The sequence below is a fragment of the Parafrankia elaeagni genome (genome assembly GCF_000374165.1).
Taxonomy (GTDB): Bacteria; Actinomycetota; Actinomycetes; order Frankiales; family Frankiaceae; genus Parafrankia; species Parafrankia elaeagni.
The window spans coordinates 62,498-75,235 of sequence record NZ_KB893724.1 but is presented as its reverse complement, the minus strand read 5'-3'; the positions used below and the strand labels follow the sequence as shown (position 1 = coordinate 75,235).

The window sequence follows — 12,738 nt, the reverse complement described above, 5'->3', positions numbered from 1 at the left end:
GTCGGTCGATGGCCGGCGCCGGATCGCGCGCGGTGGGCCACGCCCCGCGAACCCGAGGTTCCGCGGGCGGTACCAGTGGGCCGAATGGTCACAAAGCGCACGAGCCGTCCCCTCCGCCGGAAAGTTTAGTGGCCTTCGTCTCCCTTTCTGGATCAAGCTGTGTCGGATGACTGACCTGGGCCGGTGGGCCGAGTCCGGGACAACGGCCGGTCGGGGCTCCATTGTGGCGCAGGTCACTCCGTGACCTGTTTTCTGGGGTACCCGATCCGGCGGACGTCCCTCCAGCCACCCCGTGGACGTCCCTCCGCCCCCGGACGAGACCCCCCGCCCGCGGGACGGCGGCAGCGGGCCGTGGTGGACGTCACGCCCGGCGGAGTGGCCCGCGCCACCCGTGGCGGTGGAGCCGGTGCCGCTGCCGGTGGAGCCGGTGCCACTGCCGGTGAGGCCGGTGCTGCTGCCGGTGAGGTCAGTGCGTGCGCAGGTACGTGCTCAGGTAGTCGAGCTGGGCGCGTACGGAGAGCTCCGCCGCGGGCCACAGCGCCCGGTCGACATCCGCGTAGACCAGCCGCACGACGTCGCCCGGGGAGACCTGGTCGGCGGTCCGGCCCAGCTCGGCCAGCGCCGCGGCGACCTGCTCGAGGCGGTTCGCGCGATGGGCCAGGTACGCCTCGGCGGCTCGGCCGGCGGCCGGCAGTTCCGGGCCGTGCCCGGGCAGCACCGCCATGTCGCCGAGCTCGCGCAGCAGCCGCAGACTGGCGAGATAGTCGTCGAGGCGGCCGTCCGGGTGGGCGACCACGGTGGTGCCGCGGCCGAGGATCGTGTCGCCGGTGAGCACCGCCGGCGGCTCACCGTCACCGTGCAGGACGAACGACAGCGAGTCGGCGGTGTGCCCCGGGGTCGCCAGCACGCGCAGCTCGACGCCGGCCTCGGCGACGACGTCCCCGGCGGCCAGGCCCTCCGAGCCGAGCCGGTGCGCCGGGTCGAGCGCGCGCACCCACGCCCCGGTCAGGGCGTGCAGGACGGCGGCGCCCGCACTGTGATCGGAGTGGCCGTGCGTCAGCAGGATGGCCCGCACCGGCCCGGCGGCGGCGACCCGGGCGAGGTGCTCGTCGTGGTCGGGCCCCGGGTCGACGACCACGCAGCCCTCCTCGCCCGGGGCCCGCAGGATCCAGGTGTTCGTCCCCTCGAGGGTCATCGGGCCGGGGTTCGGCGCGAGGGCGACGGCGGCCAGCCCGGTGACCTGGCGGGGGGCACTCATCGCGCGCTCGTCCCGCGGCCCGCGGGCGGCGGCCTCAGCTGGCCACCCGGGCCACCAGCTCGATCTCCACGGGGGCCCCGAGCGGCAGCGCCGCGACGCCCACGGCTGACCTGGCGTGCCGTCCGGCATCCCCGAAGACCGCGCCGAGCAGCTCGCTGGCGCCGTTGACCACCAGGGGCTGCTCGACGAAACCGGGCCCGCTCGCGACGAATCCCACGACCTTGACGATGCGGATGATGGCGTCCAGGCCGCCGGCCGCCTCCGCCGCGGCGGCCAGCGCGTTCAGCGCGCACAGCCGGGCCAGCTCGGCAGCCCGCCCGGTGCTGATCCCGGCTCCGACGACGCCGGTCTCGACGAGCCGGCCACTGACGAGCGGGATCTGCCCGGCCGTCCAGACGAGGTCGCCGTCCCGCACGGCCGGCACATACGCGCCCGCGGGGGTGGGCACGGCCGGCAGGACCAGCCCGAGCTCGGCGAGCCGCGCGGACGGCGTGGTGCCATCGGGCTCCGGGGACGCGGCGCGCGCGCCTGCGCCTGCGCCGGCCGGGGTGGGGGGTTCGGGCGGGGCCATCGCCGGGCCCGGCCTACTGGGCCTTCGGCCGCTTGAAGTACGCGACCAGGCTCTCCGGGTTGGGCCCGGGCACGACCTGCACGAGTTCCCAGCCGTCCGCCCCGAAGTTGTCGAGGATCTGCTTGGTGGCGTGGATCAGGAGCGGGGCGGTCAGGTACTCCCACGTGGTCTGCATGACCTTGGACCCTAGAGCATCCCCGCCCTGCTGCCCGGCCGGGTGGGCGGGAGCATCTGTCATGACGCGGGCCGCGGGTGCGGCGGTCGGGAGTGACGGCCCCCGGGTACGGTCGAGCACGTGAGCGGTGACGACCTGGCGCGGGAGACGGCCGTGGCTCTGTGGGACCGCCGGCTGCACATCGTCACCGGCAAGGGCGGGACGGGCAAGACCACGATCGCCGCGGCGCTGGCCGTCGCGCTGGCCACCGGCGGGCGCCGGGTGCTGCTGACCGAGGTCGAGGGGCGCCAGCAGATCGCGCAGCTGTTCGACACCCCGCCGCTGCCCTACCGGGAGCGCAAGGTGGCCAGCGCACCGGGCGGCGGCGAGGTGTTCGCGCTGGCGATCGATGCGGACGAGGCTCTGCTCGAGTACCTCGAGATGTTCTACAACCTGCGCCGCGCGGGACGTGCCCTCGGGCGCGTCGGCGCGGTCGACTTCGCCACGACGGTCGCCCCCGGAGTCCGGGATGTGCTGCTCACCGGCAAGGTGAAGGAGGCCGTCAACCGCCCGGACGGGACCAGGCCCAGCGGGCTCGCCTATGACGCGGTCGTGCTGGACGCGCCCCCCACGGGCCGGATCGCCCGCTTCCTGAACGTGACCGCCGAGGTGGCGGGGCTGGCGAGGATGGGCCCGATCCGCGCCCAGGCCGAGGGCGTGATGAAGGTGCTGGCTCCGGAGCGCGCGGCTGTCCACCTGGTGACCCTGCTGGAGGAGATGCCGGTCCAGGAGACGGTGGACGGGATACGCGAGCTGCGCGAGGTCGGTCTGCCGGTGGGCGCGGTCGTGGTGAACATGGTGCGCAGGCCGCTGCTCGCGCCGGCCGAGCTGGACCTGGCCCGGCACGGCCAGCTCGACTACGAGGAACTGGTCACGGGAGTCAAGGAGGCCGGCATCGAGCCGACCGAGGAGCTGATCGAGAACCTGGCGTGGGAGGCCGCCCAGCATGCCGAGCGGGTCGCACTGGAGACCGCGCAGCGTGCGGAGATCGCCGGCCTGGACCGTCCGGTCTGCGAGGTGCCGATGGCCGCGGACGGTGTGGACGTCGGCACGGTGTACCAGATCGCCGAGCTGCTGCGGTCCCAGCGGATGAACCCGTGAGCCCCGAGAACAGCGGCCCCGAGAACAGCGGATCCGGGCCGGGGCCGGGCGGCACGTCGGCGGGCGGCACGTCGGCGGGCGGCACGTCGGCGGGCGGCACGTCGGCGGGCGGAGCCTCGGCGGGCGGGACGTCGGCGGGTGCGGCCGGAACCGGTGGTGCCGGAGGCGGGGGCACCCTGGCCGGCGGTGCGAAGACCGGCGGCACCCGGGCGAAACCCGCCGGCTCCGCCGGGTCAGGTGGTTCCGGCAGGCCAGGTGGTTCCGGCAGGCCAGGTGGTTCCGGCAGGTCCGGCGGGAAGGCCGCCGGCGCCGACTCGAAGTCCACCAGCCCGGGCTCGAGGGCCACCGGTTCCGGTGCGAAGACCGGTGGCTCCGGCGCGCGGACCGGTGGCGGTACCACCGGAAAGACCTCCCCGGGGCGGGTGAAGCCGGCGTCCGGACCGGCGCGGAAGCCGGCCGGGACCCGTCGGGCCACGGGACGGGGCCAGCGGCCGGCGCCGAGCCGGCCCGGGCCTCGGCCGCATCCGTCCGGCGTTCCGCGGCTGGACGTCGACGACATGCTCGACAGCGAGCGGATCATCGTGTGCTGCGGGTCGGGTGGTGTCGGCAAGACCACGACCGCGGCCGCGCTCGCGCTGCGTGCGGCCGAGCGGGGCCGGCGCGTCGTCGTGCTGACGATCGACCCGGCGCGCCGGCTGGCGCAGTCGCTCGGTCTCACCGCCCTGGACAACACTCCGCGTGAGGTCAGCGGCGTCGACGGTTCGGCCGGCGGCCGCCTCGACGCGATGATGCTCGACATGAAACGGACGTTCGACGAGATCGTCCTGGAGCACAGCACGCCCGAGCGTGCCGAGGCGCTGCTCGCGAACCCGTTCTACCAGTCGCTGTCGTCCTCCTTCGCCGGCACACAGGAGTACATGGCGATGGAGAAGCTGGGCCAGCTCGACGCCAGCGGCGTCTGGGACCTGATCGTCGTCGACACCCCGCCGACCCGCTCCGCGCTCGACTTCCTGGACGCGCCGGGCCGACTCGGGGACTTCCTCGACGGCCGCCTGCTGCGGGTGCTGCTCGCGCCGGCCAAGGCGGGCGGCCGGGCATACGCGAAAGTGCTGGGTGCGGGCCTTGGAATGTTCACCAGGGTCATCACCAAAGTGCTGGGTGCCCAGCTCCTCGCCGACCTGAGCCAGTTCGTGGCCGCCCTGGAAACGATGTTCGGTGGGTTCCGTGCCCGCGCGGACCAGACCTTCCGGCTGCTCGCGGCGCCCGGGACCTCGTTCGTCGTGGTGGCCGCGCCGGAGGCGGCGGCGCTGCGGGAGGCGTCCTACTTCGTCGATCGGCTGGACGCGGACGGCATGCCGCTGGCCGGCCTGATCGTCAACCGGATGCACTTCTCCGAGGCGTCCGCGCTGACGGTCGAGCGCGGGCTGGCCGGTGCGGAGACACTGGCCGAACACGGGGAGCATCCTCTCGCCGCGGCGGTGCTGCGGATCCACGCCGACCGCGCGCGGCTGGCGGAGCGCGAGACGCGGCTGCGTGAGCGTTTCACCAGCGCCCATCCCGACACCGCGCTGGTGGAGGTCGAGGCGCTGTCGGGCGACGTGCACGACCTGGCGGGTCTTCGGGAGATCGGACGGGCGCTGGCCGGGGAGCAGCAATAGGACGGTGGCTGGCGTAGGCACCTGGCGGGTCCTGCCGTAGGCACGAGGGGGTGGTCACCGCGGGCCTGTCCAGGCAACCGCGAAGGGGCGACAACCGCGCTGACCAGCCGGAACGGAATGACGGGATGTTCAGCCGGGAGAAGGAACCGCGTGCTGAGCAGCCGGGCATGAACGGAGCAGGCAGATCTGGGGCCTGAAAACCGGAGGTCGAGATACGGCCCCGGGAATCGCGCCGGTGCGATGTGAACCCGGGTCCTTGAAGTGCGCCCTCCGCCCATTCGGGCCATACACGGAGACCGTGTGGACCGTGAGCTGGTGGGGACTAGCGCCACTGGTGGAGCATTCACCGCCCATCCGGGCTATACGCGACTCGGATGGAAACAACTGTGCGTTACCGGTGTTACCTGGTGTGGTGGCGTCCGTTCGACCCCGCTGTCGTCGGACACCGCCGGGTGAGGGTTACGGGCCGGAGCTAGCCGGCGGACGCGGACCGGTGGTCCGCCTGGGCGTCCGCGAGCAGTTTCCGCCAGGAGGTGACGTCCGGTCGGCGGCGCAGCAGAGCGCGTCGCTCCCGTTCGGTCATCCCGCCCCAGACGCCGAACTCGACCTGGTTGTCGAGAGCGTCGGCGAGGCACTCGGTGCGGACCACGCATCCGAAGCACCTGGTCTTCACCCTGTTCTGGGCTGCCCCCTGAACAAAGAGCTCGTCCGGGTCGAGGTCGCGACAGGCGGCGTGAGCCGTCCAGTCGCCGTCGGCGGTGGAGCCGACGAGCCCGGTCGTACTGGTACGGCGTGACAGGCTGACGGTGGGGGTCAGGCTTCTGGTCATGCCACCTGCCTTTCTTCTCGAGTCCGGGTCAGGGGGCCCGTGCGGGTGGTGACGTGGCGTTGAACCGAAACCGTACGGAGTGGCGTGGCCACGGCACAGACCCCACACGGGTGGTTGTCCAAATGACTAGTCCGGGCCATTGATCCCGATCGCCGCAGTAGTGCGGTCTGTGACAGCCATGTGTCGCCTCGGTGACGCGACCGTGACTCTGCTGTGGCGTCGTAGTCTTAGTTCGATGAAGTGGCGCATCAGCCAAGTCATCTGTTGGATCACAGGGTGTGGATCAACGCAGTACTGGATCAACGCCTCGGCCACGGGCGGTGCGGGTGCCCGCCGAAAGCCGACATCGTCGACGGCGGCGGTGGACTCGAGCGGAGGGTCCCGGGCTCAGTGTTCATACCAGGCCGAACCATCGGTCGGGCGTCGGTTCCGGGCAGGTGGGCCCGCGTTGAGACCTGGCAGCTGCCAGAGTGGCCGGCCCCGACATATCGGACGGGCGCGGTTGCGGCGCCCCGCGGCGTACGCGAGGAGTGCCCGTGAAGCTCCCAGGCACGGATGCGGTGACGCGGCGGGGCCCTGACGGCCGTCCGGCCCCGGACAGGGCGGCCCCCGTGGGCGGAACCAGGCCATCGTCGGCGGGTTGGCGCCGCGCCACCCCGAAGCGACTTCTCGGTGTGCTTGCCGCCAGCGTCGCCGCGGGCGTTCTGGTCAGCATGCTGGCGCTGCCCGTCATCGGGCTGGCCGGCGTCACCGCGAAGAGCAGTGCGAACCATTTCCTGTCCTTGCCGGCGAATCTGACGGTACCTCCGCTGGCGCAGCCGTCGCGCATTCTGGACGCCGCCGGAAACGAGATCGCGGTGCTCCGCGGCGAACAGGACCGCGAGCTCGTCGCGCTCGCCCAGGTTCCCCAGTACATGCGCCAGGCGATAATCGACATCGAGGACGCCCGCTTCTACGACCACACCGGCGTCGACTACCGCGGAATGATCCGTGCCTACCTGGCGAACCAGGAGTCCGGCGAGGTCACGCAGGGCGGTTCGACGCTGACCCAGCAGTATGTGAAGAACGTCCTGCTGGCCCAGGCCCGGACGGCGGAGGAGAAGGAGCAGGCGACCGAGCAGACGGTCGACCGCAAGCTCCGCGAGGCCCGCTACGCGCTCTACCTGGAAGACCACCTGAGCAAGGACGAGATCCTCGAGCGATACCTCAACATCGCCTACTTCGGCGACGGCGCGTATGGCATCCAGGCGGCCTCGCACCACTACTTCAACATCGACGTCAGCAAGCTCACGCTCACCCAGTCGGCGCTGCTCGCCGGTCTGGTGAAGAACCCCACCGCCTACAACCCGGTCCTGCACCCGCAGGCCGCCCGCGAACGCCGCAACACCGTTCTCGGCCGGATGCACGAACTGGGACACGTCGAGACCGGTGTCTGGCAGGCCGCCCGTGGTGAGGAGGTCGTCCTGGACCGGCCGGCCCGCTCGGCCGACGCCTGCGGGGACTCGTCCGCGCCGTTCTTCTGCTCCTACGTCCGGCAGCTCCTGCTCGCCGACCGGACGTTCGCGGCGACGTCCGAGGACGCCCGCCGCCTGCTGTTCGAGGGCGGGCTGACGATCCGGACCACCCTCGATCCGGTCGCGCAGGCGGCGGCACAGACCTCCGCGTCGGAGGTGATCCCGATCGGGGACCGGGTCGCCGCCGGGGTCGCGATGGTGCAGCCGGGCACCGGCAACGTGCTCGCGCTCGCCGTCAACCGGGAGTACGGGACACCGGCGGACAATCTCGCGCCAGCGCTCACCAGCGACTTCGTGCACACGAAGGAGATCTACCCGGTCGACACCGACTCGTTCTCACCTGGCTCCACCTTCAAGGTCTTCACACTGGCGGCCGCACTGGAGAACAACATCCCGCTGTCGACCACCTTCGACTCACCCCTCTGCTACCGGTCGGGCAAGTTCCCCAATCCGGATCCGGGCGGGAAGAACTGCTACAGCAACGCGGACCCGAGCGAGGACGGCTTCTACTCGCTCACCACGGCCACCTGGAGCTCGGTCAACACCTACTACATCCAGCTCGCCGAACGGCTCGGTGTCATGAAGACCGCCGAGATGGCCCGCCGGCTCGGCGTCAGCTCCTGCCGCATCCGGCCCGCCGGTGAGAACGACCCCGAATGCGAGGGTGTGAACGGCATCAGCGCTGTCGACGGGTCGGCGATTCTCGGCTCCAACGAGATCAGCACTCTCGACCTCGCGACCGCCTATGCCACCCTGGCCGCGCGCGGGAACCGGTGTGACCCGCGGGTGGTCCAGTCGATCACGCAGCGCGTCGGATCCGCGGACCGGCCGCTGGCGTTCAACGCCGGAAAGCCCTGCGAGCAGGTTCTCGACCCGGGCATCGCCGACAGCGTCGCCGCGGTTCTGCAGGGGGTCATCAACCACGGAACAGCCTCGGGCAACGCCCGGATCGGACGTCCGGCGGCAGGTAAGACCGGAACCGCGGAAGGATTCAGCACGGCGTCGTTCGCCGGCTTCATCCCGCAGCTCGCGACCGCCGTGACGCTGGCCGACCCGCGCGGGCCGACGACCCATCAGCTGCGAAACGTCCTGGGCAGCCGCCAGGTCTTCGGTGGTGGCTTCCCCGCCCAGATCTGGGCCCGCACCATGACCCGCACGATCGACGGCCTCCAGCTGCCCGTCGCGCCGCTGCCCGCGCCGGACAACACGCAGCCGGTGGTGCCGAAGAAGCCGCTGCCGGACGTCCGCGGCCAGGCCCAGCAGGCGGCCGAGGCCGCGCTGCGCGCGCAGGGCTTCCGGGTCAGGTCCGAGATCGTGCCGCACATCGCGCCGCCCGGCACCGTCGTGGGCATGGCGCCCGGCCCGGGGGAGGTCTCGGTGGACACCGAGATCGTCCTGCAGGTGTCCGGCGGCCTCACCGGGGCGACGCTGCTGCCCAACGGGATCGCCCCGCGCCCCGGTCAGCCCGTCTGGCCGCCCGCGGTGAACGACCGCCTGCGGCCGGGCCGGCCGCCGGACCTGCGGGACCAGCTCAACGGCTGATCCGCGGTTGCGCCGCTGGCGGATTCAGCCGCCGCTGGTGAGGCGGGCGCGGACGAGGTCGGACACCCGGCGGCCGTCCGCCCGCCCGGCGACCCGTGCCTGGGTCGCCTTCATCACCGGCCCCATGGCCTTCGGGCCGGAGAGGCCGAGCTCGGCGAGCACGCTGTCGACGATGGCGGCGAGCTCCTCGTCACCGAGCTGACTCGGCAGATAGCCGGCGAGCACGTCGCCCTCGGCGTGCTCCCGGCTCGCCTGCTCGGCGCGCCCGGCCCCGGCGAACGCCTCGGCCGCCTCCCGGCGCTTGCGGACCTCCCGGGCCAGGATCTTCTCGACCTCCGCGTCGTCGAGCTCGCGGGCCGCGTCTCCGGCGACCTCGGCGTCCTTCACCGCGGCGACGGCAAGGCGCAGCGTGGACAGCCGCAGCTCGTCACGTGCGCGCAGGGCGCTGGTGAGATCGCTGCGCAGCCGCTCCTTGAGTGTGCTCATGGTGATCGAGCCTACGGCCCGTCCGGACGGGGGGCCACGCCATTTCCGCCGCCCACGCGGGGAGTGGCGGGCGGCGGCCCGGGCCGGCGGGAGACACCGGGCCGGCGGGGGCCGGCGGGGGACAGCGGGAGACACCGGGAGACACCGGGTTGGCGGGAGACACGGGGGAGCGTTCCGGGGCGGGAGACGGCGGTGTCGCACGGCTGGGTGAGACTGGAGTGATGCGATCGAGACGTGGAACCCGTGCACCCGTTCACGTTCAGCGCCGCCCGCCGGTGCGGCGGCGCGCGGTGGCGGTGCGGGCGGCGACGGGGCTGGTCGCCGCGGGGGTGGGGACCGCGCTCTACGGGGGCGTCCACGAGCGCACGGCCTACACCCTGCGTCGGCGCGAGGTGCCCGTGCTGGCGCCCGGAAGCGTGCCCCTGCGCGTGCTGCACCTCTCGGACCTGCACGTCACCCCGAACCAGCACGGCAAGTTCGCCTGGCTGTCGGATCTGGCCCGGCTCGTCCCCGACCTCGTCGTGCTCACCGGGGACGTCCTTTCCGACCCGCGGGCCCGGCAGCCGTTGCTCGCCGCCCTCGAGCCCCTCTTCGCCTTCCCCGGCCTCTTCGTCCCGGGCAACAACGACTACTACGCACCCACACTGCGCAGTCCGCACCACTACCTGAAGCGGAACAACCAGCCCACGCGCCGCGGCACGCCGCTCGACTGGCCCGGGTTCGCCCGCGAGCTGGCCGCGGCGAGCGGGTGGCGGGAACTGACGAACATCCGGGCGCGCCTGGAGATCGGGGGGCGCGGGATCGACCTGCGCGGCGTCGACGACGCCCGGCTGCGCCGTGACCGGACCGCGCTGGTGGCAGGCCCGCCGGAGCCCGGCACCGAGCTGGCGCTAGGCCTGACCCACACCCCCGAGCCGCGCGTCCTCGACGCCTTCACCGCCGACGGGGTGGGCCTGATCCTCTCCGGGCACACGCACGGCGGGCAGATCCGGCTGCCGGGGGTCGGAGCGCTGGTCACGAACTGCGGCATCGACCGCGGGCGGGCCTGGGGCCTGTCCCGGCACGAGGCCGCGGGACGCCGTTCCTGGCTTCACGTCTCCGCCGGGCTCGGGACCTCGCCGTTCGCGCCGTTCCGGCTCAACTGCCGCCCGGAGGCGACGTTGCTCGCCCTGTCCGGCCCGCAGTGACCGCCGGCGCGGTGGGGTCGTGGCGCCGGCGTTCGGTTTCGGGGGGCCCGTCTCGTCCCATGCTCCGGGCTTTCTAGTACACTGAGCCACGGTCGCGGGGTGTGGCGCAGCTTGGTAGCGCGCTTCGTTCGGGACGAAGAGGTCGTGGGTTCGAATCCCGCCACCCCGACCAACGCAGGGGCATGATCCATTTCTGGGTCATGCCCCTGTTTTTTTGCCCGGTGATGAGCGCTGGGCGGCGGCTGCCGGCCGGAGCGCCTCGTCGTTCGCCCGTGGCGCCCGCGCCCGCACCCGCACCCGGAGCCGGGTCCGGTTTCGGGCGGTCGACCCGCCGATGACGGCCCGCCGCGCGGGTATCCCATGGCAGGCGAAGCGGGTTACGATTCCCGTCCGGCGGAAGAACCTTCTCAATAACAGGAACTGCGTTCTGCCCTCCGGGTAACCGCAGGGCAGTCGCGTCGCCGGGCTTCGTACCACCGCGAGGGAGTTTTCGTGAAGGCTGTGCGTTCCAGGGCCGGGGCCGTGGGCGTCGTCGACGTCGACGAACCGCCCGGCACCGGGGAGTTACTCACCATCAGCTCGGCGAGCATCTGCAGCTCGGACCTGCTGTACATCCGCCTCGGCTGCGAGCGGGTCGTCGGCCATGAGCTGGCCGGCGTCCGCGCCGACGGCACCGCCGTCGTCGTCGAGGCGATCATGGGCTGTATGGAGTGCGAGCTGTGCCGGTCCGGCCGGTACAACCTCTGCTCGGTCCACCGCCAGCGGGCCCTGGGCTCGACGGCGGACGGCGGCATGGCCGAGCAGTTCCGGGTGCCTGCCGAGCACCTCGTGGCGCTCCCCGAGGGGCTCGATGTCCGTGACGCCGCGCTGGTCGAGCCGGCCTCGGTCGCCTGGCACGCCGTCCGGATCGCCGGGACCGGCCCGGCCACCCGGGTCGCCGTGGTCGGCACCGGCGCGCTGGGCCTGATGGCGGCGGCCGGAGCGCGTGCCCAGGGCGCGCCGGAGGTGGCTGTGGAGGCTCGCCATCCCCACCAGGCCGAAGCCGCCGAGCGGCTGGGCGCCACCGTCGGCCCGACGGGGCTGTACGACGTGGTGGTCGAGGCCGCCGGATCAGAGAGCGGGCTGGACCGCGCGATCAGCCTGGTGGCGCCGGGCGGCACCGTGGTCTGCATCGGTGTCCGGCTGGGCCGGGTGGAGGTCGACTGGGGGACGCTGTTCCACCGGGAGGCACGACTTATCCCCTCCATGGGCTACGGAGTCCATGACGACAGGCGTGAGATGGAGAGTGCCGCCGCGATGCTGGCCGCCGAGCCGGAGATTGCCCGGACTTTGATCACGCACCGCTTTCCCCTTGAGGACGCCGCGGAGGCCTTCCGAGTCGCGGCCGACCGTGCGGCCGGCGCGCTGCGGGTGGTGGTGGAGCCGTGACGACCGTGGGCATCGCGACCGGCGCCGGGCGGGGGATGGGGTTCGTCTGCGCCGAACGGCTGGCGGAGATGGTCGACGTCCTGCTGCTGGTGGACCGGGACGAATCGGTCGGTGCGGTGGCCGACGAGCTCGGCGGCCGCACCCCGGCGCGCGTCGAGGGCTTCGTCCTCGACGTCACCGATGCGGAGGGGATCGACCGGCTGGCGAAGCGGGTCGGTGAGCTCGGGGAGCTCCGCGCCGTCGCGCACGCCGCGGGGATCTCCCCGACGATGGCCGACTGGCGCCGGATCTTCCAGGTTGACCTGATCGGCACGGCGCTGCTGGCGCGGGCACTGCGCCCGCTCACCGTCGCCGGCACGGCGTCGGTGTACTTCGCCTCGATGGCGCCGCTGCTCGCCTTCAGCGAGCCGCATCCGGAGGCGGACGCCGTCCTGGCCGATCCGCTCGCGGACGACTTCCTCGACCGGCTCCACGATGTGCTCGGCACCCAGGTGGAGGATCCGGGCTGGGCCTACTCCTGGGCCAAGCGGGGGGTGCACCGCTTCGCCCGGCAGGAGGCGGTGCGCGTCGGCCCGCTCGGCGGCCGGGTGTGCTCGGTCTCCCCGGGGGTCATCGACACCCCACAGGGCCGCCAGGAGGCGGAGCAACACGGCAGCATGCAGATGCTGGTCGACCGGACGCCGCTGGGCCGGCGTGGGGAGTCGGCGGACGTCGCCGACGTGGTCGCGTTCCTGCTGTCGGCCCAGGCGCGGTTCGTCACCGGGATCGACGTCCTGGTCGACGGCGGTGTGGTCGCGGCCGTCCGCGACGGCGCGGGGCCGGCGTGACCGCGATCCGCCCGGCGTGACCGGCCGCCGGTGGCCGGACGAGCTCCCGGAGTCAGGGAGCCGTCCGGCCACCGGCGGGCCGCACCAGGCGAACCAGCCGTCACCAGGCGGACCCGGCGGACG

Annotated in this window: 11 protein-coding genes and 1 tRNA gene; 7 read left to right on the top strand and 5 right to left on the bottom strand. The window is 73.0% G+C overall.

From position 1 onward, the window contains the following. Nucleotides 1–466 precede the first annotated feature (466 nt). Genes B207_RS0115350 through B207_RS40665 form a run of 3 tightly spaced genes read right to left on the bottom strand, consistent with a single transcriptional unit; the run spans nt 467 to nt 2,004 of the window. On the bottom strand, nt 467–1,258 hold the full coding sequence (locus tag B207_RS0115350) for an MBL fold metallo-hydrolase (protein WP_018637433.1): 792 nt from the start codon (nt 1,256–1,258) through the stop codon (nt 467–469). 34 nt (nt 1,259–1,292) lie between these two features. After that, nucleotides 1,293–1,829 (bottom strand): RidA family protein, encoded by a 537-nt coding sequence (locus B207_RS34035; protein WP_018637432.1) that lies wholly within the window; start codon nt 1,827–1,829, stop codon nt 1,293–1,295. Nucleotides 1,830–1,842: 13 nt separating this feature from the next. Further along, nucleotides 1,843–2,004, bottom strand: a complete 162-nt coding sequence (locus B207_RS40665) for a DUF4177 domain-containing protein (RefSeq protein WP_018637431.1) — start codon at nt 2,002–2,004, stop codon at nt 1,843–1,845. Between the two features lie 120 nt (nt 2,005–2,124). On the opposite strand from B207_RS40665, the gene B207_RS0115335 reads away from it, so the two are divergent. Together B207_RS0115335 and B207_RS0115330 are read left to right on the top strand one after the other, a co-directional pair. Continuing rightward, nucleotides 2,125–3,144: an ArsA-related P-loop ATPase gene (locus B207_RS0115335; protein WP_018637430.1), complete on the top strand. Its 1,020-nt coding sequence runs from the start codon at nt 2,125–2,127 to the stop codon at nt 3,142–3,144. A 422-nt stretch (nt 3,145–3,566) separates the two neighbouring features. Next, entirely contained in the window at nt 3,567–4,802 is a 1,236-nt protein-coding gene (locus B207_RS0115330) for an ArsA family ATPase (RefSeq protein WP_230205038.1), read from the top strand. A 472-nt stretch (nt 4,803–5,274) separates the two neighbouring features. Here the strand turns inward: B207_RS0115330 and B207_RS0115325 are convergent, their stop codons facing one another. Continuing rightward, complete coding sequence (locus B207_RS0115325) at nt 5,275–5,631, bottom strand: WhiB family transcriptional regulator (protein ID WP_018637428.1); 357 nt, start codon at nt 5,629–5,631, stop codon at nt 5,275–5,277. Between the two features lie 713 nt (nt 5,632–6,344). Here B207_RS0115325 and B207_RS0115320 point away from each other — a divergent pair. Then, nucleotides 6,345–8,687: a transglycosylase domain-containing protein gene (locus tag B207_RS0115320; protein WP_051102541.1), complete on the top strand. Its 2,343-nt coding sequence runs from the start codon at nt 6,345–6,347 to the stop codon at nt 8,685–8,687. A 24-nt stretch (nt 8,688–8,711) separates the two neighbouring features. Here the strand turns inward: B207_RS0115320 and B207_RS0115315 are convergent, their stop codons facing one another. After that, nucleotides 8,712–9,173 carry a GatB/YqeY domain-containing protein gene (locus tag B207_RS0115315; protein WP_018637426.1) on the bottom strand — a complete coding sequence of 154 codons (462 nt, stop codon included), beginning with the start codon at nt 9,171–9,173 and terminating at the stop codon, nt 8,712–8,714. A gap of 290 nt (nt 9,174–9,463) precedes the next feature. On the opposite strand from B207_RS0115315, the gene B207_RS0115310 reads away from it, so the two are divergent. The 4 genes from B207_RS0115310 (at nt 9,464) to B207_RS0115295 (ending at nt 12,615) form a co-directional block, all read left to right on the top strand. Then, nucleotides 9,464–10,360 (top strand): metallophosphoesterase, encoded by an 897-nt coding sequence (locus B207_RS0115310; RefSeq protein ID WP_035740799.1) that lies wholly within the window; start codon nt 9,464–9,466, stop codon nt 10,358–10,360. 95 nt (nt 10,361–10,455) lie between these two features. Further along, nucleotides 10,456–10,532, top strand: a tRNA-Pro gene (locus tag B207_RS0115305). A gap of 320 nt (nt 10,533–10,852) precedes the next feature. Continuing rightward, entirely contained in the window at nt 10,853–11,788 is a 936-nt protein-coding gene (locus B207_RS0115300; RefSeq protein WP_026311085.1) for a zinc-dependent alcohol dehydrogenase, read from the top strand. Continuing rightward, a complete protein-coding gene (locus B207_RS0115295; protein ID WP_018637423.1) occupies nt 11,785–12,615 on the top strand; it encodes an SDR family oxidoreductase in 831 nt (276 codons plus the stop codon). Before B207_RS0115300 ends, B207_RS0115295 begins: the two co-directional genes overlap by 4 nt. Nucleotides 12,616–12,738: the final 123 nt, after the last annotated feature.